Genomic DNA, 20,631 nt, shown 5'->3' on the forward strand with positions numbered 1-20,631 from the left:
GCATGGATCTCCGCGACCTGTGGGCTGAGTCTCTCGCCGGGATGCTCGCCCGCCCGATGCGCTCTGCCCTGACCACCCTCGGCACCGTTCTGGGCATCACCACGCTGGTGGTCACCCTGGGCATCGCGGCGACCGCGGGCAACCAGATCGTCGGCCGCTTCGACGAGCTGCTGGCCACCAGCATCACCGTCGAGGTGCCGCGTGGCGGCCACAACCCCCTGGTCACCTGGGAGGCGGCCAAGGAGCTGCGGCGCCTGCGCGGCGTGACGTCGGCGACCGCGCTGGCGCAGAGCGACGCGAGCTCCAACCTCGTCGTGACCGCCAACAACCTGCTCGACCCGACCCGGGTGACCGGGCAGACCCTCGCGGTCGTCGCGGCCACCCCCGACCTGCCGGAGACCACCCGCGGCCGGATGGCGGCCGGGCGGTTCTACGACGCCGGCCACGTGGCCCGCCGCGATCGGGTGGTCGTGCTGGGGGAGCAGGCCGCCGAGATGCTCGGGATCACCAGCCTGGAGCACTCGCCGGCGGTGTTCATCAAGGACCGGGCCTACACGGTCATCGGCATCATCAGCGGCCTGAGGCGCGAGCAGATCCTGGCCAGCGCGGTGCTCGTCCCGCCTGCCCTGGGTCCCGATTTCGGTTTGAAGGACGTCACCCGCGTCCTGGTCGCCACTCAGCTGGGCGCCGCCGAGCTCATCGCCCGCCAGGCGCCGCTCGCGCTCAGCCCCGACCGCAGCGGGGAACTGCAGGTGATCGCCCCACCCAGTGCCAAGCGGGTGCGGGACGGTGCCCAGGACGACGTCAACGGCCTCTTCCTCGTCCTCGGTCTGGTCTCCCTGGTCGTCGGGGCGGTGGGCATCGCGAACGTCACCCTTGTCACGGTCATGGAGCGGGTCGCCGAGATAGGCCTGCGCCGTGCGCTGGGCGCGGCCCGCCGGCACATCGCCGCCCAGTTTCTGTTGGAGTCCAGCCTGACCGGGCTGACCGGCGGGGTGATCGGAGCCAGCCTGGGGATGGTGACCGTGGTCGCGGTGGCGGCCGTACGCCAGTGGACCCCGGTCCTCGACCTACGGCTGGCGCTGGCCGCGCCGGTGGCGGGTGCGTTGGTGGGGCTCCTGGCGGGCCTGTATCCGGCGCTGCGAGCCGCTCGCATGGAGCCGGTCGACGCACTGCGATGACCGTTCTTGGGGGGGCTCGGCAGACTTGCCAGAAGCGAGGTCACCATCTCATTCCCCGCTGAGGCCAGCCCCACCGGGATCGCCATCCGAAGCCTCGTCAACGGCGCCAGGCCTGACACAGAGGGTCGCGCCGACGCCACCCGGCCCGGCCGCAGCAAGGGCAAGAGCCGCGCAATCCAAACCCGCATGGTCGTGGCCTGCAATCGCCTTGCAAGCCGATCACCGGGCACACGTCCGAGTGTCACATTCCGATTGTCAGAGCGCCCTTCTGACTCTGGCTGCGGTCTTCCCCCGGAATCACCTCGGGTGAGCCCCGCCCTGATTCGTGGCGATTTCGACGACAACCCGTGCGCCTTGAACGTCGGCACCGCCTGGCTGGTCGACGGCGTCCTGCCGAAGCGGGACGTCGTCTGCGAGGCGTCCACTCCGATCGCGAACTGACCTCGACAGCCGTACGGCCGGGACGCGGTTCTGCGTCCCGGCCGTACCCGATGGCGACGGCTTGGGTCACTGTCCTCTCCTATTTCGGCCGTCGAGCACGATCACCGGTCCGATCTCCCACTGCTTCACGAGTCACGGGAGGGCGATTTCGCTGTCCGTGAGTCGCTTTGGGCTCTGGCGACCTTGACTGTGCCGTAGGGGCATGGGGTGGAATGCCCCGGTGCAGAAAAACCTCGGATGGAGCACTCGTGAGGTGGCCGAGCTCGCGGGCACGACGCTGAAGACTGTCCGGCATTACCACGACATCGGGCTGTTGGAGGAGCCGGTGGCCGGGATGCTGATGGCCGCGGCTCCGCTCGGGACGCTGGCCGGTGTGACGGTCTTCGCCAGGTATGTGTCTTCGCGTGCACGGCTGACCCTGCTGGGACCGCTGGCCATTCTGACCAGCGTGCCTCTGGTGTTCGCAGCCTTCGAACCGGGGGTGGCCGGTTCTGTCGTGCTCTGGACGTTGATCGGGGTGTTCTCCGCCTACCAGGTCACGGCCAACGCCGAGTTCGTCAGGGCGGTGCCGGACCACCGCCGCCGCCAGGCGGTCGGGCTGGCCGGATCCGGGGTGATCCCGGCCCAGGGGCTCGGGATCGCCGCGGGCGGCCTGCTGGCCGAGCTCTCGGATCCGGCCACCGCCATCGCGATCGTCGGAGTGGCCGGCATACTCGCGGCGGTGCCGATCGCCGTCGCCTGGCGGACCATGACCCGCTGACCTGTACCTCCTCCGCGGGCCTACCCGATCTCCGATCTTTACTGCTCGGCGGTGTAGACGATCTCCACCCGGCGGTTGAGTGCCCGGTTCTTCGCGTTGGGCTTGTTGCCGACGATGTTGGGCACCCGGGGTTCGGCCTCGCCGTGGCCGACGGCCTCGAAGGTGATGGAGCGTCCGGCGACCAGTCCGGCGAGCGTGCCGCGCACGGCCTCCGCACGGCGCTGTGACAGGCGCAGGTTGTAGGCGTCGGTGCCCTGGTCGTCGGTGTGACCGGCGATCTTGACGGTGTCTCCGGCAGAGTCCGTACTGATCTGCTCGGCGACCTTCGCCAGCCGGTCCCTGACCTTCGCCGTGATGTCGGACTTGTCGAGGGCGAAGAGGACGTCGCTGGTCAGCGTGACGGTGACGATCCTGTCGTCACGGGTCTCGCTCTCGGTGGCGTCCAGAGACTCCACAGTGAGCCGGATGCTCTCGACAGCCTGCCTGATGTCCTCCACGGGGAACGTTCCGCCGACCGGATCGGGTGTTCCGGTGGCGAGCATCATGACGACCGCGAGGCCCAGGAAGCGCTCAGGAGATCGGTACATCGGTAATGATCCCGAACTGCGGGATTTCGATGTGGACCTTGGTCACTTCGGGGGGCGGGGCGGCGAACATCGCGTAGAAGGGATAGCTCCTGCCCTCCTCGATGGGCTTGCCGCCGCTGGTCTCGGAGCACAGGCAACTCTTCGTACCGGTACGGCCGGGCCGGTAGCGCTTGGCGTTGCCGGTGTCCACCAGGGAAATGCCTCCGACCGTGTAGTCGAGGGGGCCCTGTCCCAGGTCGTGGCCGATCCGCCAGGCCGGCCCGTCCTCGTGGGTGAGGGTGAAGTTCAAGGTGGTGGTCTTGCCCTCGCGACGGAGTTGGGTGATGACCAGGGTCATCTGGCGGCCGTCAAGGCCGAACTTCCGGGATGCGACCGGTTCCTGTGGCGCCGGTGAGGCGCTGGTCCCGGACGGCTCCGCCGAGGAGCCGGTCGCAGACGGCTGCGGCGGCGCGCTCGGGGCGACTTCGGGCGCGGCACCGGCAGGGGCCCGTTCCGCCTGCGCGCCGGTTTGGCGCTCCGCGCCGCCGCTTTCGCTGGGCAGGCCCGTCCCCGCGCACGCGGACAACGCGAGCGCGAGAGCGGGCATCGCGGCCACGATGGTCTTTCTCATCAAAGAAGATCCTCATTGCTCGTCCGGCGGTCTTGAACCGGCAGGGGGCGATGCCATCGTTTCGGCCGGTGGCCGCGCCGGCCATGGGGTTATCCCTACTCCTGCCGTACGCGGAGCGGCTTTCCTGACCATAGGGTTGACGACGATCTATCAGCTCATGGAAGGCCAGTGGCGGATGCGGGTGATGGTCGCCGACGACTCGCTGCTGTTTCGCGAAGGGCTCGCGCGGCTGCTCACCGAGCGCGGATTCGACGTCATGGGTCAGGCCGGCGACGCCGCCTGGCTCGCCAGTCTCGTACGCAAGGACCCGCCCGACGTGGTCGTGGTGGACATCCGCATGCCGCCCACGTACACCGCCGAGGGGCTCACCGTGGCGCGCGAGCTGCGTGCCGAGCACCCCGGCCTCGGTGTGCTGATCCTTTCGCAGTACGTCGAGACGCACTACGCCGCCCAGCTCTTCGAGGAGGTCGAATCCTGCGGTGGAGGGGGCGCGGGTTATCTGCTGAAAGACCGGGTCACCCGGTTGGGTGACCTGGAGAGCGGTGTCCGGCGCGTCGGAGCGGGCGGCCTGGTCCTCGATCCCTCGGTGGTGGACCGGCTGCTGCGGCGACGGCGTACGCGAGATCCGCTCGGCGAGCTGACCGACCGGGAGCGCGAGGTCCTGGGCCTGATGGCCGAGGGGCGTACCAACACGGCCATCGCCAAGGCGATGAGCGTCACCGTCAAGACGATCGAGGCGCACGTACGCAACATCTTCGACCGGCTCGACCTGGCACTCACGGAGGACGACAATCGCCGGGTTCTCGCGGTTCTCGCGTATCTGCGCCGCTGATGCCTCCCGGGCTGAACGTGGTCGTTGGTTCGCGTTCCACGAGTGCTGGGGGTCCCGGACGATCCCGTTGACCCTCCCCCTCGGCGGTCAACGGGATCGGGCGCTCAACTCGGAGGCTGCGCGCCGGCCAAGGGGACGGTCGAAATCCTGAACGGGGTCACCGGCGGCAGGCCCTCGCGCCAGCGGTTGTACTGACTGTTCACGACCAGGGCATGCCGAGCGGTGAGGGCGATGGCGCTCGGGTGCAGGAAGCCGCCGGGCGGATCGTACCTGGCGCTGTAGCGGCCCCGCGACAGGTCGTTGGCCATCGTCAGCACGGTGACCTGAGGGCGGGCGCCTTCGTAGTAGCTGCCCTGCACCACGTACAGCAGGTCGCCGCGTAGCGCCAGGCCGTCGCCGTTACGCAGCGGGTGACCGCCGAGATCGACCTGCACGGCCTGGCGGGTGTGCCGGTCGATTCGCCACAGTTGCCCGGTGTTGCTGTTGACGGTGAGCAGGTGACGGCCGGCGGTGAGGATGCCGTTGAGGTTGACCGCGCCGTCCACCCAGTCGATGGGCGACGCGGCCACGTCCAGCCAGTGCTCGATCCGCCAACGGCCGCCCTCGCGGGCCACTCGGTAGATGACCGGCACATACGAGTCCGTGGCGTAGGCGAGACCGTCGTCGGCCACGGTGATCTCGTTGAGGAAGCCGCTGACGGCGCCGTTCATGGTGGCCAGCAGACGGCGGGTGCGGGTGTCGTAGACGCGCAGGGTGTGGGTGTCGGCGCCGCCGACGTAAAGCCGGCCGTCGCGATCGAGCGTCATCCCGGAGGTGACGCGACGGCTGTCCTGCTCCTTGGGCGACCACACCTCGGCCTCCGGTCGGGTCAGGTGCCCGCGGTAGAGGGCGCCGTCCTCGGCACTGCCCACGTAGAAGTGCCCGGTACGACGGTCATAGGCCATGCCGGTGGGGAAGGCCCGCTCGCCGGGGATGACGTACCCCTCGGCAAGCGGCTCCACCGATCCGGCGGAGGCCCGCCCGGCCGGTATGGTAGCGGCCAGTGTCATCCCGGCGACCCCGGCCACGACCGACCGCCGGGACGGAACGATCCCGCTCATCGCCCGTCCTCCTGATCGGCCAGCAGCGGTGTCCGGACGGTGGGCAGAACGACTTGGCCGGTCACGAACTCGCTCCACAACCCGAAGTCCAGCACGTCGCCCGGCTTGGCACTGGTCTCGGCGAAACCGACCGTACGGCCCTGATGCTGCCGCGTCGCGCCGAAGGAGAGCTGGAACCGCGTGGTCCCCGGGCGGTCCTGCGGCGGCACGGACGTGGGCGGCAGGATCTCGTCCAGCGCCCACCGGTAGTCCTTCCGGTACGGATCCGCGACCCGTTCCAAGGTCTGCTCCAGGATCACCCCGGAGGCGGGCAGCACCACCAGGACCCCAGGAAGCCGCCCGATCCGCGTGTTGAAGGCCAGTACCTCCTGCGACTGCCCGTCCGCCGACTCGCCGAGGCCACCGCCGATCCGCGCCCCCGCCGGGCACGCTCGCGCCCCCTGCTTCTCGATCACCGCACGCGCGCAGGTGGGAAAGGCGCCGGGATTGAAGCTCACCGAACGGTCGAAAAGGAACACGAACCGCCGGGCCCCGGCCGGAACCTGCCCCGTCTCGGCCCGGCTCCGCCGATCGAAGGCCAGCGTCACACTCCGGCCGGCACCGCGGGTCGCCGTAACCGACAACGCGTCTATGTTCCTCGTGCCCTCGACGTCGGGCTCGTACGGGCGCTGCGGCCCGCCGGGCGCGGGGTCGGGCGGGGCGGCGCTCGCGTTCGCGGCGGACGCGAGCATGGACAAGGCGGCCAACGCGGCGGCCGCGGTCATGAAAATTCTCAATTTCACCACACTCCAAGAGGTCAGAACCGGCCAGAACGCTCTGATCATCGTCGTGGCCCGCTGGACCCCTTTCCAGAGGGTTAACCCTGATCTCGCAATCGTCCAGGTGATGCGACGGGCAGGACCGCTGCGATCCGAGTGCCCTGCCCGGGCGGACTCTCGACGGCGAACCGGCCGCCCAGCACGGTGACCCGATCGGCAAGACCACGCAGGCCGTGCCCGCCAGGGTCGGCGCCGCCCACGCCGTCGTCGCTCACCGTCAGGCGCAACTCGTCGCCGGTGTCATCGAGCGCGACGACGGCCTCGCTCGCCCGAGCGTGCTTGCAGGCGTTCGCGATGGCCTCGGAGACGACGAAGTACGCGGTCTCCTCGACGCGGGGCGGCAGCCGGCGGGCGGGGAGGCCGGTCAGCACGACCGGCAAGGCGGCGCGTTCGGCCAGTGACCGCAGCGCCGGGCCGAGCCCCGAGGCGGACAGAATGGCGGGATGGATGCCGTGGGCCAGCTCGCGCAGCTCTTCGAGGGCCGCGTCCAGCTCGGTCATCGCCCGGTCCAGAGCCGCGCTCGCCTCCGGGGGTCCGGTGAACCGGGTCTGGGCGAGGCTGAGTGACAGGCTCAGGTTGACCAGGCGCTGCTGCGCGCCATCGTGCAGATCACGCTCGACGCTGCGGCGCCCGGCGTCCATGGCCTCGATGGCCCTGACCCTGGCGTCCTCGACTTCGCGGTGCAGCCGTGCGTTTTCTGCGGCCAGCGTTCGCACACGCCGCAGCCGGGCTCGGGCGGTCAAGATCAGGGTCTCCGCGGGCCACGTCACGCACACGGGGAGCAGCAGGACCAGGCCGGGGACGGGATCGAACGGCGTCCCCGCGAGGAGTTCGCCTCCCAGCCAGCCGAGCAGCCCGACCGCGAGGCTAGCAAGGGTGAAGGGGAACACCCTGCCCCCATGCTGCGACCAGATCATCAGCCCCAGCACCACGTAGATCCAACTCGCCCATATCGGCCAGGGCACCCGGGTCAGGTCCCACAACCCACCGGCACGCTCGTCACCTGCCCATCCGGCTACGGCCAGGTGACCCGCGGTGGTGAGTGCGGCCGTCGCCAGGACGCCGTTCCTGGTCCGGCGCTCCACGAGTTCCTCCACCGGCGGTCGCCTCATCGCTCCTCCCCTCCGACACGTCATCGTGTCCCCCATCACCGGCCGGCGCGCCCACCTCTCCCGAGCGGACGCGAACTGAGTCTGGCAATGGCGGTTGATGGGACGGCTATGGATCCGCTATGGAACGCGAACCACGGGTTCCGGCCACGCCGAAACCCCGGTAATCGTTTCGCTCATAGGATGGAAACGATCCCCCGGCCGCGCTTCTCGCCGACCAAGCGGAGTTGACGATCTCTTCCACCGAGTACGAAACACACGTGAAGTTCCTCATGCTCGGCGAACTGCGGATGCTGGTCGGTGGCGTACCGGCTGCCCTTGGTCCACCCAAGCAGCAGGCGCTGCTGGCCCTGCTGCTCCTGCGCCGCAACCGGCCGGTGTCCATGAGCCGGATCATCGCCGGCATCTGGGGGTCGACGCCGCCCGCCACCGCGCGTGCCCAGGTCCATGCCCATGTCGCGGGTCTGCGCGGGCTGTTGAAGGCGACCGGCGCCGGAGGCGATCTCCTGAACACCGTCCCCGCCGGATACCTCTTGCGACCGCCGCCCAACAGCGTCGACCTGGACGTGTTCGACGACCAGGTCGACTCGGCCAGGCAGCTCCTGGACGGCGGCAGGTCCGGCGACGCCATCACCACGCTGCGCGAGGCCCTGCGCCTGTGGCGGGGAACAGGGCTGGACGGCCTGCGGGCCGCGTTCACCGCCGAGACGGCCGAGCAGCTCGGCCACCGGCGCTTGGCCGCGTTCGAACTGCTCGCCGACGCCTACCAGGCCGCACACCGCGACGCCGAACTGATCCCCGAGCTGGACGAACTGTCCGCCGCGCATCCCCTGCACGAAGGGGTGCGCCACCGGCTGATGCTGGCGTTGCACCGCAACGGCCGCACCGCCGACGCGCTGCGCGTCTACCGGGAGGGCTGGCACGTCACCACCCGCGAGCTCGGCATCGAGCCTGGCATCCGCCTGCGCGAGCTGGAGACAGCCATCCTGCAGGGCGAGCAGCCCGGCCGGCCCACTGGAGCGGTGGCCCGGACGGCCCCGCAGATCGGCTGCCGGCTTCCCTCCGACGTGCCGGCCTTCGTCGGACGCGCCCAGGAACGTGCCCGCGTGCTGTCGTGGCTCGGCACCCCATGCGAACGCCCCGCCGCCGTCGTGGTGAGCGGGCCGCCCGGTGCCGGGAAAACCGCCTTCGCCGTGCACGTGGGTCGGGCGGCCCGCGCGCACTACCCCGATGGGCAGCTCTTCCTGCAGATGCGCGGCTCCTCGGACAGTCCCGTCCCGGTTGCCGATGCCGTCGCCACCCTGCTACGCGGGCTCGGCTTCGCCGGCGCGGCCGTTCCGGAACAGGAGGCCGAGCGGCTGGCCCTGTACCGGGCGGTGCTGGCCGAGCGGCGGGTGCTGATCGTGCTGGATGACGTGGCCGGTGCCGCCGAGGTACGGGGATTGTTGCCCGGGTCGCCGGGTAGCGCCCTGCTAATGACCAGCCGCGGCGCGCTCGCCGGGATCGACGCCGACCGGGTGCGGCTGGGGCCGCTGTCCTCCGGGGAGGCGGTGAGCCTGCTCGCCTCGGCGGTCGGTGACGATCGGGTGGCCGCCGACCCCGGCTCCGCCGCGCGGATCGTCCGCCGCTGCGGATACCTGCCGCTGGCCGTCCGCATCGCCGCTGCCCGCCTGACCGGCAACAGTCAGCGCCGCCTGGCCGAGCTGAACGCCGCACTGCGCGACCAGCGCCGTCGCCTCGATGAGCTCGCCGCCGAGGATCTGGAGGTCAGGACCGTGCTCGCCTCCGCCGACCAGTGCCTGTCAGCGCCTGCCCGGGAGGCGTACCGGCTGCTCAGCATGTTGCTACCCGCGCATGATCTGGCCGGTTGGACGGTCGCCGCCGTGCTGGACGCCCCGACGTCGTGCGCGGAGCGGATCGTGGACGAGCTGGCCGGGATGAACGTACTGCTCCCAGCTGGAGAGGGCCGCTACCGGCTGCACGACCTGGTCCGTCTCTATGGCAGGGAGCGTGCCCTGGTGGACGTGCCGGCCGGGCGGCGGCGGGCCGCTGCAGAACGCCTGCGCGGTGCGTACCTGGACCTGGTCATGCGGGCGGAGCGGGAGTTCGGCGTCGGGTTTGTCGGCCCTACCCCGCACCGCGCTGTCGCGTGGAGCCTGCCCGAGCCGTTGGCTCGCAAGCTCGTGGCCGACCCGGTGGCCTGGTTCGAGGCGGAACGCGTGCCGCTCGGCACCATGGTGGACGGGGCGGCACGGTCGGGCGCGACCGGCACCGCCGCACGGCTGGCCGTTCCGCTCGCGATCTTCTACGAGTCTCGTGCGTACTTCGATGATTGGCGCGCCACGCATGAACGCGTGCTGGAGGCCGCCCGGCAGGCGGGCGACGATGAGGCCGCGATGGCGATGCTGCGCAACCTCGGCGAACTGCACACCATTCAGGACCGCTACGCCGCCGCCGTCGCCTGTTTTGAGGAGGCGCTCGCCCACGCCCGGCGCCTGCGCGATCTCAAGTACCAGGCGGCCGCCCTGTCCGGCCTCGGCCACCTGCATCGGCTGACCGGCGACAACCCCCGGGCGACCAGTTGCTTCGCACAAGCCGAGCGGCTGTGCGCGCACTTGGGCAACGTTCCCGGCCAGGTGTATGCCATGTACGGTGTGGGCGTCGTGCACCTGCAGCATCGCCGCTGGGCCGAGGCCCGCGCGCAGTTCACGACCTGCCTGCGCCTCAGCCGCCGCGCCGGATACCTGCCCGGCGAGGCGCAGGCCCTACGCTGCCTGGGCAAGGCCGACCAGGGCGACGGACGCTACGCCAGCGCCGAACGGCACTTCCGGAAAGCCGAGAAGGCCGGCCGGCGACTCGGTGATCGGCTGGTCGAGGCCTACGCCGTCCAATGGCTGGGCTTCCTGCGTATCCGGCTCGGCGATCCCGCCGAGGGAGCCCGGCTGCTCCACGGGTGCCTGGAGGTCTACCGCGACTGCGGGCAACGATTCGGCCAGGCCATGGCACAGGCCGGCCTCGCCGACGCGGCCATGGCCACCGGGCAGACCGGAACCGCGCGCCACTACCTGATCCAGGCACAGCGAATCTGGGAACGCATCGGCTCGCCGTACTGGACGGAACGCGCCCGCTCCGCCCTTGCCACCCTCGACGAACGAGGCCCGCACGATCCCGCGTTCACCTGACTTTCCGGGCGATCGTCGCCTGCGCGTCCGATCACCGGATGATGCTCGTTCAGAAGATGAGCGCGATCTTTCCGGTCAGCCTTCCCCGCTGAAAGTGCTCGTGCGCGGCTTTCGCGTTGTGTACCGGGTACTGCGCGCCGAGCCGGATCTTCAGTCGCCCGCCGTCAATGGCAGCGGCGAGTCCGGCGAGTCCGCGGCCGTCTTCGCGTACCTGGCTGACCGTGGTCTTCACGCGACGATGCGACAGGTCGGGTACGGGCCCGGCTTGCGTGGCGATCGAGGCGTACCTGCCGCCATCGGCCACAGCGTCGATGACGAAAGCGCCGAAGGTGTCGAAGACGGCGTCGTAACCGGCCGCCCGCAGAGTGGCCGGATCGGTCGTGGCGTGGGAGAGGCGGTTCGGGTCGGTCCAGTCGAGGGCGTGGAGGTACTGGACGGCGTGGTCCAGGTCGTCGAGGTCGATGCCGCCCCAGTCGCAGTAGATGAGCTTTTGGTGGGCGGCGCCGTAGCCGGTGGATCCGGCGAAGTTGAGGGCCAGGATGGCGATGCCCTGATGGAGAAGATGCTGGTAGAGACCCGAGCGGGCGTAGAGGGGGCGTTCCTGGGATTCCGGACCGCCGTGGATGGACAGCAGGACCGGGTGAGGGCCGGGGCCGTCCGGGCGGTAGAGCAGAGCGTGGACGTCGCGTCCATCGCGAGCCGGGTAAGTGATCAGCTCGGGGGCGACGGGGTCGATGACGTGCAGTGCCGGAGGGCGGGTGTCGGTGAGGTAGCGGAACTCGTGGCGGGCCAGGTTCAGGACCGCTATTTCCGCCGTGTGCGGTGCCAAAACGCGGATACTGTTCCTGAGCTGGGCGTTCGTAGAGCGATCAGGCTGTTCTGCGGTACTCGTTGATCAGTCCTGTGGCGGTCCTTCGGCGGTGAACCCGGGAGGACATGTCGATCACCTGGCTGGGGTCGTGCAATGGAGGACGGAGGGAACGGCCCTGATGCGGGCGATGATGGTTGAAATGGCGTTCGTACTCGGTCAGGACCTTACTCAGGTGCCGCTGGCCATGGATGAGCAGGTGGTTGAGGCACTCGCGGCGTAGCGTTCCCACGAACCGTTCAGCGAACGCGTTGGCCCCTGGCGATCGGACGGGCGTCTTGATGACCCTTACACCAGCGGCGGTGAACACCTCATCGAACGAGCGGGAGAACTTGCCGTCACGGTCCCGGATGAGAAACCTGAAGGTGCCGGCGCGCTCGCCCAGGTCTATCAGCAGGTTCCGGGCTTGCTGGGTGGTCCATGCGCCGGTCGGGTTGGAGGTGAGGCCCAGCAGGTGCACGCGGCGTGTCTCGATCTCCATGGCGAAGAAGAGGTACAGGCGTTTGAGGAACACGGTGTCGATGTGCAGGAAGTCGTAGGCCAGGATGCCGGAGGCTTGGGAGGTGAGGAACTGTCGCCAGGTCGGTGAGGTCTGGCGTGGTGCTGGGCCGAGGCTGGCCGCGGTGAGGATGCGGCGGATGGTGCCTTCTCCGATCTGATGGCCGAGGCCGAGCAGTTCGCCCTGGATCCGCCGGTGCCCCCATCGCGGGTTCTCTCTGGCCAGCCGGATCACCAGCTCACGCAGTTCATCCGGGATCGTCGGACGCCCGGTCGCGTTCGGGTAGGTCCAGCGTCGGCTGACCAGTCGGCGGTGCCAGGCCAACAAGGTGCTCGGCGTCACGATCCGATGGAGGCGAAGCCGAGTGGGCAGCAGTCGTGCCAGTGCGGCAAGCAGAGCGCGGTGCGTAGAAACACGAGTGCCGAGGATAGAAGGTCGGGCCAGATGTCATGGACGATTTTTTTGGCACCGCACACGGCTCAGCAGGCCCGCAATCTCCTGGTGGACCTTGGCGAGCGGGCAGGGTCGTTCCGTTTTCTCATCGGCGATCGGGACGCCAAGTTCGCAGCGGTCTTCGATGAGGTGTTGGCTGCCGTAGGCATCGCGGTGCTGAAGACTCCGCCGCGGACACCGAGGGCGAACTGCTATGCCGAGCGCTGGATCCGTACAGCGCGAGCCGAGCGCACCGACCGCATGCTGATCTACGGCGAACGTCACCTGCGCTCGACCCTGAACGAGTACATCGATCACTACAACGCGCATCGACCGCATCAAGCTCGTGGACAACGACCACCCGATCACGATCAGCATGGCGCGGTGCCGGTGGAAGGCCGGATCGAACAGGACGAGATACTCGGCGGATTGATCAACGAGTACCGCCGAGCCGCACAGCCCGGCCGCAAGATCGCCGCGAGAAGCAGCGGATCTTTTATCTGCTGGTCACCAACGGCTTGGCGGGCAAGAAGAGCCGGCCTGGACAAGGCTTGACCGCACATAAGACCAGCGCTGACCAGCGACGTCGTGCAGAGCGTCTGGCTCGATCTTCTGGTGACCGTCGCTGGGGTCTGAACTGACGGTGGCGGTCTAAATGATCTACCGTGATACACGGTTCGTACACAAGAGCAACCACCGAGTAGTCATGGGTAGGCGAAGTGCGCCCTCTTGCCAGGATGCCTTGTAGCCGCTTCGAAAGCGATGCGAAGCCTGCTTGACGTGCGCGGATGTGGTTCTCGGCAGGCGCAGTGCCGGGCCAGGTGCACGTTGTCGATCGTCACGGACTGGGTGCCGAACGCGTTGGAGAGTTGGATGCGCGCGGACGTGCCGCCGATGCTCGTGTGCACGATCTGGCGGATCGTCTGCTGGTTGAAGGAGGCGTCGCCCTGCTGCGGGGCCGCCGCCCAGGTGCCGGTCCACGGCACCTCGGCCGCCGACACGGGGGATTGGTCGGTGAACGGGCGGTCATCGCGAGGAGCATGCCGAAAACCGCCATAAGGGACAGGCCGCATCTCAAGGGTCCTTCCTCAGACGGAAGCGAGGTCGAAGGATTCCCAGGGCCCGACGGCGTCGCGGTTGGCGATGAGTGCCGCGGCGCCCGCGTTGTCGGCGCAGACGTACTTGCCGTTGGCCTGGGCTTTGAGGCTGATGGTGCCGTCGGAGTTGCTGACGAGCTGGAAGGTCTCCCAGCCTCCGATGGTGTCGCGGTTGGCGATCAGTGCTGAGGCTCCGGCGTTGTCGGCGCAGACGTATTTGCCGTTGGCCCTGGCCTGGAGGGCGATATTGCCGTTGCCGAGGTCGATGCGATCGAACTGTTCCCAGCCGCCGACGGCCGTGCGGTTGGCGATCAAGGGCTGGGCGCCGGCGTTCTCCGCGGTCACGTACATGTTGTTCGCGCGCGAGCGCAGGCTGATCGCGGTGGAGGGGGGCGTGCCGACAACGGGCTGGGTCGGGCGTACGGAGGTGAGCGCGATCTGGCCCTTGAGCATCCGGCCGCCGTCGCCGGTGAGCCGCAGGTAGTAGTCCGACGAGCAGACCGTGCCGTCCTCGTCCAGGCCGAGCAGGCCGGAGCCGGCCGGGATCATCGAGGCGTTCTCCGCGGTCTTGGCGATCTGGTTGCCCTCGTTGAACTCGTCGAACATCGAGATGTAGATGCCCTGGGCGCCCAGGCGGACCATGTTGTAGAACTGCCGCCACATGAAGTCGCCGTGCGCCCGCTGTCGCCCCTTGACATCGCCCGGCAGCACACAGGGCTGGTAGTCGATGCCGTGGGAGTCGCAGTACGCCTGGTCGGGGGTGTTGATGTTGGTGTAGAACGAGTCCGTGTCGGCGATCTTGCCGATCCTGCCGACCATCCAGGGCGAGAGCATGTTCAGGGCGTTGAAGACGTTGATGAAGCCCGGCCGGCAGTCGTTGATGCCCTGGCGCCAGTAGGTGGGCACGCCGCCTATCACGTAGCAGCCCTGGGCCTTGAACCAGTTGACCACGTCGAGGCAGGCCGCCGCGTCGGATGGATGCTTGTCCTCGGTGAAGCCGAATCCCCAGACGCACACGACGGGCTTGCCGTTCTGCTTGGCGTACATCGGGGATGCGGTCAGTGCGGACATCTTGGCGGTCCAGTCGGTCTTGATCTCGGGCTGGAAGTTCGTCCAGCCGGACACGTCGTACATGATGTAGAACTTGCGGCCGTTGGCCTCGGCGGCGCCGCGGACCTTGGTCGCCATCGCGTCGCGGGTCGCGCCCTCGCCGCCGTTCGGGTTGAAGCGCTGGAGCGCGGCGGTGTCGATGTTGTTCTCCCGCATCCAGCGGAAGTGCGTGTCGACGGTCTGCTGGTCATAGGAGGAGAACAGGGTCGCGGGCTGCCCGTTGCCGAGGTTGCCGTAGGCGGTCCTGTAGGTACGGGTGTACTCCCGCATGTCGGGCCAGGCCACGATGGTGGTGTTGGTCGGCGAGGGCGGCTGGGAGTTGTTCTGGCTCCAGTGCCACCAGGCGTTGATGGGGGCGCCGTCGCCGATGCAGGCGAACCAGCCCTGATAGCCCACCGTGATCTTGCCGACCACGTCGCCGGGCGGGCTGGCCGCCGCGGCGGGCCTGGCCCCGACGGCGGCCAGCGCGGATCCGGCGACCGCGGACGTGATGAAGGTGCGGCGCGAAACGTGCATGCGATGCTCCCGAGTCGATGTGCGCCGCGGGCCGCCTCGGCGACGGCCGGAGGCGGCCCACAGCGTCAGTTGGTGATGAGGTCGAAGGATTCCCAGGGGCCGATGGCGTCGCGGTTGGCGATGAGTGCCGCGGCGCCCGCGTTGTCGGCGCAGACGTATTTGCCGTTGGCCTGGGCTTTGAGGCTGATGGTGCCGTCGGGGTTGTTGATCTGCTGGAAGGTCTCCCAGGGGCCCACGGCGTCGCGGTTGGCGATCAGCGGTTGCGCTCCGGCGCTTTCGGCGGTGACGTACTTGCCGTTGGCCCTGGCCTTGAGGGCGATGTTGCCGCTGCCGAGGTCCACGCGGTCGAACTGCTCCCAGCCGCCGATCGCCGTACGGTTGGCGATCAGGGGCTGGGCACCGGCGTTGTCCGCGGTCACGTACATGTTGTTGGCGCGCGAGCGCAGGCTGATCGTGCCGGGCGGCGCTGACCCGGTCGGGAGGCCCAGGGTGGAGGCGGTGCCGCTCAGGGACTTCACGCCCTGGTTGGCGGCGCCGGTGAGCCGGGTGGTGGCGTACGAGCTGAGCGGCTTCGCGGTGCGCTCCACCACGTAGACGGACCCGGCGGCGGTGGCGAAGCCGATCTCCGCGCTCGAGCTCGTCGTGATGGTCGCGTTGTCGGAGGTACGGCGGACGCGGACCTGTTGGGTGCCCCACGGGTTGACCACGGTGGCCTGCTTGCCGTACGCGCTCTTCAGCCCGACGTACTTGACCTCGCCGGCCTCCCGCTCGGAGCTGACCAGGAAACCGTCCTTGGCCAGCAGAGTGAACTTGCCGACGAACGAGGAGTCGGCCGGCACGCCGGGGAACACCCGGATCTTGCCGTTGTAGCTCTGCATGAGCGACTCGTTGAGCGCCGTGAGGTGCACGCCGAGGTACTCGAAGACGCCGTTGGTGTTGTTCGTCATGCCGTTGGGATAGTTCTGGTACTTCTGCAGCATGGTCTTCATGCCGTTGTACGCCTGGTCGCCGAGGCCGAGCCGGGCGGCCTGCACGGCGTCGTTGGACCACACGTTGCCGTAGGGGAAGGGCCGCTGGTTCCAGGTGTTGACCGCGGTCTGGTAGTCGGGGAAGCCGATCCCGGTCAGGTCGTACGGCCAGATCAGCTCGGCGGAGACGTTCTCGTTGTTCCTGGTCTGTGAGATCGGCGGCTGGTGCGGCTGGTAGGCGCCGTTCGAGACCACGTAGGGCACCAGGTGGTCCAGCACGTTCTGCCACGTGGACCGCAGCCCCGCGTCCACCCCGAGTTGCTCGCTGACCTGGATCGTCAGGGGGAAGATGCTGCGCACGGCGGCCAGGTCGGTGATCGCGTTGCGGACGTTCCAGTACGTCTCGTGCGAGTTGGAGTTGGCCATGTAATAGGTGTTCGTGGCCGCATCGTGGGAGAGCATGGCCGAGTAGAACTTCGCCGTCTCGCGCATGAACGGGTAGGCCACGTCGCGCAGGTAGTTCGCGTCGTTGGTGTACCGGTACCGCAGGTACATGCTGTAGGCGGCCTCGTAGCCGGTCGAAAGGATGTTCTTGGTGTAGTCGCTGTTGACGGTGCCGCGCGCGTTGCCGTCCCAGCCCATGGTCTCCGGCACCCACAGACCGTCCACGTTGTACCGCGTCTGGGTGTACGACTTCAGGGTGTTGTAGTTCCGGGCGTACAGGTTGTTGTGCCTGTCGATGAGGTCGGGGTGGTTGGAGGCGAGGAAGGACAGGTAGACGTCGCGTTGGTTCCAGTACCAGTACGCGTTGCTCCACTTCGTGTTGTCCTGGGTCGCCCTGAAGACGCCGTTGATGAAGTGGGACGGGTAGCTGCCGTAGCCGCCCGCGGCGATCATGTACGTGGACAGGTAGTAGACGTTCTCCATGTAGTCCGCGTCGCCGGAGAGACCTGCATACTGGACGAACGACTTGGCCCAGAAGGAGTGCCACCAGTTGCGGTAGTTGGTGAACGTGGTCGCGTATCCGGTGGACTTCACGGCGGCGAGCTGGTTGCGGGCCTGCGCCACCGAGTCGCGGTTGGGGGCGTTGACCCGGCCGGCCGCGGTGAACCAGATGGTGTAGCTGGAGGTGGGCGTGATGGTGAGCCGTACCGTGCGGGAGTCGACGACCTGGGTGGAGTAGCTCGCGCCCTCGACCGTGGCGGCCAGCGTGTAACCGAACCCGTTGGCGTCGCTCTGCCCCCGGCTCAGGCCGGCCGCGCTCGCGTCGGCGAAGGTGGAGACGGTCTTCCAGGTGTTCAGGTCGGGCACGTCGCCGCTGTTCGAGAGGTTCGCCGTGTCCCACATGCTCAGGGTCAGGGCCACGCTGGAGACACCGCTGCGGCTGTCGTCCACGTGGATGCCCATCACCTCGGAGTTCGGCGACCCCATGACGGTGACAGTGCGGTTGGAGTCGTACTTGGTGGTGAGGGTGCCGTCGTACAGGGACAGCCGCTGCTGGAAGGTCGTGTAGCCGGTGTCCATGCCCGGGGTGGTGGCCAGGTTGACCAGCCCTGCCGCGAACGCGGACTGCTGGGACAGGTCCACTCCCGAGGTCTGCATCGTCAGCCCGTTCTGACTCCAGACCATCGCTCCGGTACGGCCGTTGCCCACGGTCATGCCGTACAGCGGGTTGGTGTTGGGCCTGTTGTAGACGATGTCGTGCTTGGACAGGTAGTTCGCGTAGTCGACGTCGAGCGCTCCCGTGGACTGGTCGAACGCGGCGTCGGCCGGCGAGGCCAGTGCGGGAGTCGCGGACAGCAACGCGCCGACGAGCGCCAGCAGAGGGAGGGACCGTAACAACCTCTTCACCATGCTCACCTGTGGGGGTTAGGACGTGGCATGTCACGCGCAGTCAACAGTGGCCGGAGGTCAGCTGGATGCCGCGAACTGGCCGACCCAGTACGCGGTGCGGTCCAGGTAGGCGGTCTGGGCGGAGGCGCCGGTGCGTCCGTAGGCTCCCTCGTAGCTCTGGTAGCCCGTCCGCGTGGCCGCGGGCTCGATCACGCTGCCCTCGTGCCACTCGTTGAAGGACGTGATGGACACCCAGGTGGGCTTGGTCTGCAGGGCGTTGGACCATTCCTTGTCGTAGGTGGCTCCGTTGTCCCGGGAGAGGGTGGGAGTGGTGTTGCCCGGCACCGCGCGGTCGTCGAGGTAGCCGGGGCCCACGGACGGGGCCCACACGAGCCCGTGCTGGCGGGCGTAGTCGGCGGCCTGCTGCCAGCCGGGCGCGGTGGCGCCGGCGATCGCGTCGTAGGTGTACATGCCGTTGAAGTTCGCGATCTTCGTGGTGTCGGTGGTCTGGGCCAGGACGACGTTGCTCTGGTTGACCTGGCTCAGGGCGGACCATTCGGTGATGCGCAGGCTCTCGAAGACGTAGAAGGCGTTGCGGAAGGCCGGGTGCGAGCCGTAGGTCTGGTTGATGTAGCGGATGTCGTCCACGGTGGAGGCGGCGGTCCGTCCGGAGTACGGCTCCAGGTGCCAGGCCACCTTGAGCCCTTCCTTCGCCGCCGCGTCCATGACCCCTCTGGCGAGGTTGTCCTCGTAGCTGCCGCGGCCCCACCAGCTGAGCACCAGCACCCCGGCGCCCGACTGCTTGATCCACTTCATGTGCTGGGCCACCGTGCCGGCGAAGTCGCCGGAGTCGTACGCGCCCAGCGCGGGGTAGAAGTCCGCGCCGATGTCGTCGGGCGGGGTGTGCCCGCCCTGCGGCCAGTGCCGCCAGCCGCCGCTGACCTGTGGCGAGCCGTACCAGGGGTAGTAGAAGACGTGCACCTTGTCCGACAGCGCCGTGCCGCCGGTGGTCGAGCTCTCCAGGGTGAGGGTGTCGACGTCGAACAGGTTGCCGCTGCCGCCGGCGAAGACCAGGAAGAGCGGTCCGGTGGCGGAGCCGGTCAGCGTGGTCGAGACGTTCTGGAAGGTCTCCCAGCCGCCGGTGGACGGTACGGAGACCGAGCCGAGCAGGGTGCCGGTGGCCGACCCCGAGCGCACCTGGATCGTGCCGCCCGCCCCGCCTGAGGAGATGCGGGCGCTGAACCGGGTGGCGCCCGCGGTGCTGACCTGGGAGTAGCCCGCCCAGTCGCCGTTGTCGACGTAGCCGAGCGTCTTGCCGCCGCTGGCCGGCGTGTGGGTCGCGACCTGCACGCCGGAGTTGGAGGTGTAGGACTCGCCCTCGACGGTGACGGGTCCGCCGCCGTTCAGCTCCTTGATCCGGATGTTGCGGAAGGCTGCCTGGTCGGCGGCGCTGTGGTTCTGGATGCCGACGTAGCCCTGGCGCAGCGAGCGCCGCGGGTCGGTGTTGGTGAAGTCGTTGATCTTCACGCCGTTCAGGAAGACCTGCAGGCGCTCGCCCTCCACGAGCAGCTCGTAGGTGTTCCACGCGCCGGGCGGGTTCAGCGCCGCGTCGCGGGCTGCCTGGTCGGCGGCTTTGAAGCCGTAGATCGCCCCGGTCGTGCGGTCCGGGGTGTCGGTGGCGTCGATCTGCACCTCGTAGCCGTTGTCGATGGCCGACTGCGGATCGGAGGAGGCCGGGAAGCCGACGAAGACCCCGGAGTTGCTGTCGCCGGTCAGCTTCCAGTCCAGCTTCAGCGAGTAGGAGCCGAGCTCCTTGGCGCTGTACCACAGCAGGCCCATCCCGCCCTGCGAGCTCAGGGTGGCGTCGGCGTTGGCGAAGCTGCCCGGGCCGGCCTGTGACCAGCCGCTGGTGGAGCCGTTGTACAGCGTGGTGTAGCCGGTCTCCGGCCGGCAGTCCGCCTTGGCGACCCCGGCCGCGTACCTGATGCCGCCGAGGAGCTCGTTACGGAAGGCGGGATCGGCGTACGACTCGATGGTGTGGCCGAGGCCGGTGTAGAACGCGCGCCCCTGGCCCTGCGGGTGGCACCACGTGATGGGGTGGTCGCCCATGTCGCCGCCGGTGTAGCTGCTTTCGTCGAGGCTCTGCAGCACGCGTACCGAAGGGCGGGGGTTGGTGCGGTAGTTGTACCACTCGTCGGTCCGCGTCCAGGTCGGGCCGAGGTGGGCGGTCGCGGGGTGCGCGCGGTTCTCGGTGCGCACGGTGGCCTGCTGGATGGCGGGGTGGCCCTTGAACCAGGCGCCGGCCAGCTTCTCGTAGTACGGCCAGTCGTATTCGGTGTCGGCGGCGGCGTGGACGCCCAGGTAACCGCCGCCCGAGTCGACATAGGTCTGGAAGGCCGCCTGCTGGGTGTCGTTGAGCACGTCGCCCGTGGTGTTGAGGAAGACGACGGCCTTGTAGCCGGCCAGGTTGGCGCCGGTGAAGGCGCCGCCGTCCTCGGTGGCGGTCACGGTGAAGTTGTTCGCCGTGCCGAGCTCGCGGATGGCCTGGATGCCGGCCGGGATCGAGTCGTGGCGGAACCCGGCGGTCTTGGAGAAGACCAGCACCTGGTAGGCCGGGTCCGCGGGGGCGGCGGTCAGGCTCGCCGCCACGAGCGCGAGGCTCAGGAGTTTGTGGAGCATCGCCTTCCC

17 protein-coding genes are annotated in these 20,631 nt (G+C 68.9%); 6 read left to right on the forward strand and 11 right to left on the reverse strand.

All coding sequences use genetic code 11. The annotated features are described in order from the left end of the window. Window positions 1–2: 2 nt before the first annotated feature. The 3 genes from H4W80_RS52110 (at window position 3) to H4W80_RS64295 (ending at window position 2,382) form a co-directional block, all read left to right on the forward strand. The gene (locus H4W80_RS52110; protein WP_192791851.1) at window positions 3–1,181 is read left to right on the forward strand and encodes an ABC transporter permease; all 1,179 of its coding nucleotides are present in this window, start codon (window positions 3–5) and stop codon (window positions 1,179–1,181) included. A gap of 306 nt (window positions 1,182–1,487) precedes the next feature. Beyond that, complete coding sequence (locus H4W80_RS63190) at window positions 1,488–1,622, forward strand: hypothetical protein (RefSeq protein ID WP_264086036.1); 135 nt, start codon at window positions 1,488–1,490, stop codon at window positions 1,620–1,622. Between the two features lie 202 nt (window positions 1,623–1,824). Beyond that, a complete protein-coding gene (locus tag H4W80_RS64295) occupies window positions 1,825–2,382 on the forward strand; it encodes an MFS transporter (RefSeq protein WP_378525849.1) in 558 nt (185 codons plus the stop codon). A 38-nt stretch (window positions 2,383–2,420) separates the two neighbouring features. On the opposite strand, the gene H4W80_RS52120 is transcribed toward H4W80_RS64295, so the two are convergent. Both H4W80_RS52120 and H4W80_RS52125 read right to left on the reverse strand, forming a co-directional pair. Further along, a complete protein-coding gene (locus tag H4W80_RS52120) occupies window positions 2,421–2,969 on the reverse strand; it encodes an OmpA family protein (RefSeq protein WP_225964147.1) in 549 nt (182 codons plus the stop codon). After that, entirely contained in the window at window positions 2,953–3,579 is a 627-nt protein-coding gene (locus H4W80_RS52125; RefSeq protein ID WP_192791853.1) for a hypothetical protein, read from the reverse strand. Before H4W80_RS52125 ends, H4W80_RS52120 begins: the two co-directional genes overlap by 17 nt. A 136-nt stretch (window positions 3,580–3,715) precedes the next feature. Between H4W80_RS52125 and H4W80_RS52130 the strand changes: the two genes are divergently transcribed. Then, window positions 3,716–4,411 carry a response regulator transcription factor gene (locus H4W80_RS52130; protein ID WP_318787475.1) on the forward strand — a complete coding sequence of 232 codons (696 nt, stop codon included), beginning with the start codon at window positions 3,716–3,718 and terminating at the stop codon, window positions 4,409–4,411. Between the two features lie 104 nt (window positions 4,412–4,515). Here the strand turns inward: H4W80_RS52130 and H4W80_RS52135 are convergent, their stop codons facing one another. The 3 genes from H4W80_RS52135 to H4W80_RS52145 form a co-directional block, all read right to left on the reverse strand. Then, window positions 4,516–5,511, reverse strand: coding sequence for an SMP-30/gluconolactonase/LRE family protein (locus tag H4W80_RS52135; protein ID WP_192791854.1), 996 nt, complete (start codon window positions 5,509–5,511; stop codon window positions 4,516–4,518). Then, window positions 5,508–6,275, reverse strand: coding sequence for a hypothetical protein (locus H4W80_RS52140; protein ID WP_192791855.1), 768 nt, complete (start codon window positions 6,273–6,275; stop codon window positions 5,508–5,510). Before H4W80_RS52140 ends, H4W80_RS52135 begins: the two co-directional genes overlap by 4 nt. A 92-nt stretch (window positions 6,276–6,367) precedes the next feature. Beyond that, complete coding sequence (locus H4W80_RS52145; RefSeq protein WP_192791856.1) at window positions 6,368–7,441, reverse strand: sensor histidine kinase; 1,074 nt, start codon at window positions 7,439–7,441, stop codon at window positions 6,368–6,370. Window positions 7,442–7,698: 257 nt separating this feature from the next. Between H4W80_RS52145 and H4W80_RS52150 the strand changes: the two genes are divergently transcribed. Then, window positions 7,699–10,620, forward strand: coding sequence for an AfsR/SARP family transcriptional regulator (locus H4W80_RS52150; RefSeq protein ID WP_192791857.1), 2,922 nt, complete (start codon window positions 7,699–7,701; stop codon window positions 10,618–10,620). Window positions 10,621–10,669: 49 nt separating this feature from the next. Here the strand turns inward: H4W80_RS52150 and H4W80_RS62045 are convergent, their stop codons facing one another. Both H4W80_RS62045 and H4W80_RS52160 read right to left on the reverse strand, forming a co-directional pair. After that, a complete protein-coding gene (locus H4W80_RS62045; protein WP_225964148.1) occupies window positions 10,670–11,449 on the reverse strand; it encodes a zinc-binding dehydrogenase in 780 nt (259 codons plus the stop codon). A gap of 40 nt (window positions 11,450–11,489) precedes the next feature. Beyond that, window positions 11,490–12,329, reverse strand: a complete 840-nt coding sequence (locus H4W80_RS52160) for an integrase core domain-containing protein (protein ID WP_318787476.1) — start codon at window positions 12,327–12,329, stop codon at window positions 11,490–11,492. A 102-nt stretch (window positions 12,330–12,431) separates the two neighbouring features. Here H4W80_RS52160 and H4W80_RS52165 point away from each other — a divergent pair, with 102 nt between their 5' ends. Further along, a complete protein-coding gene (locus H4W80_RS52165; RefSeq protein WP_225964149.1) occupies window positions 12,432–12,974 on the forward strand; it encodes an integrase core domain-containing protein in 543 nt (180 codons plus the stop codon). 149 nt (window positions 12,975–13,123) lie between these two features. Here H4W80_RS52165 and H4W80_RS52170 read toward each other — a convergent pair whose 3' ends face one another. The 4 genes from H4W80_RS52170 to H4W80_RS62050 all read right to left on the reverse strand — a co-directional run bounded on the left by H4W80_RS52170 (window position 13,124) and on the right by H4W80_RS62050 (window position 20,622). After that, entirely contained in the window at window positions 13,124–13,420 is a 297-nt protein-coding gene (locus H4W80_RS52170) for a hypothetical protein (protein ID WP_192791858.1), read from the reverse strand. 87 nt (window positions 13,421–13,507) lie between these two features. Then, entirely contained in the window at window positions 13,508–15,142 is a 1,635-nt protein-coding gene (locus tag H4W80_RS52175) for a lectin (protein WP_192791859.1), read from the reverse strand. A 65-nt stretch (window positions 15,143–15,207) separates the two neighbouring features. After that, window positions 15,208–17,964 carry a glycosyl hydrolase family 95 catalytic domain-containing protein gene (locus tag H4W80_RS52180; RefSeq protein ID WP_192794265.1) on the reverse strand — a complete coding sequence of 919 codons (2,757 nt, stop codon included), beginning with the start codon at window positions 17,962–17,964 and terminating at the stop codon, window positions 15,208–15,210. A 57-nt stretch (window positions 17,965–18,021) separates the two neighbouring features. Beyond that, window positions 18,022–20,622: a ThuA domain-containing protein gene (locus H4W80_RS62050; protein WP_225964151.1), complete on the reverse strand. Its 2,601-nt coding sequence runs from the start codon at window positions 20,620–20,622 to the stop codon at window positions 18,022–18,024. Between the last annotated feature and the right edge of the window lie 9 nt (window positions 20,623–20,631).

This window comes from Nonomuraea angiospora (genome assembly GCF_014873145.1).
Taxonomy (GTDB): domain Bacteria; phylum Actinomycetota; class Actinomycetes; order Streptosporangiales; family Streptosporangiaceae; genus Nonomuraea; species Nonomuraea angiospora.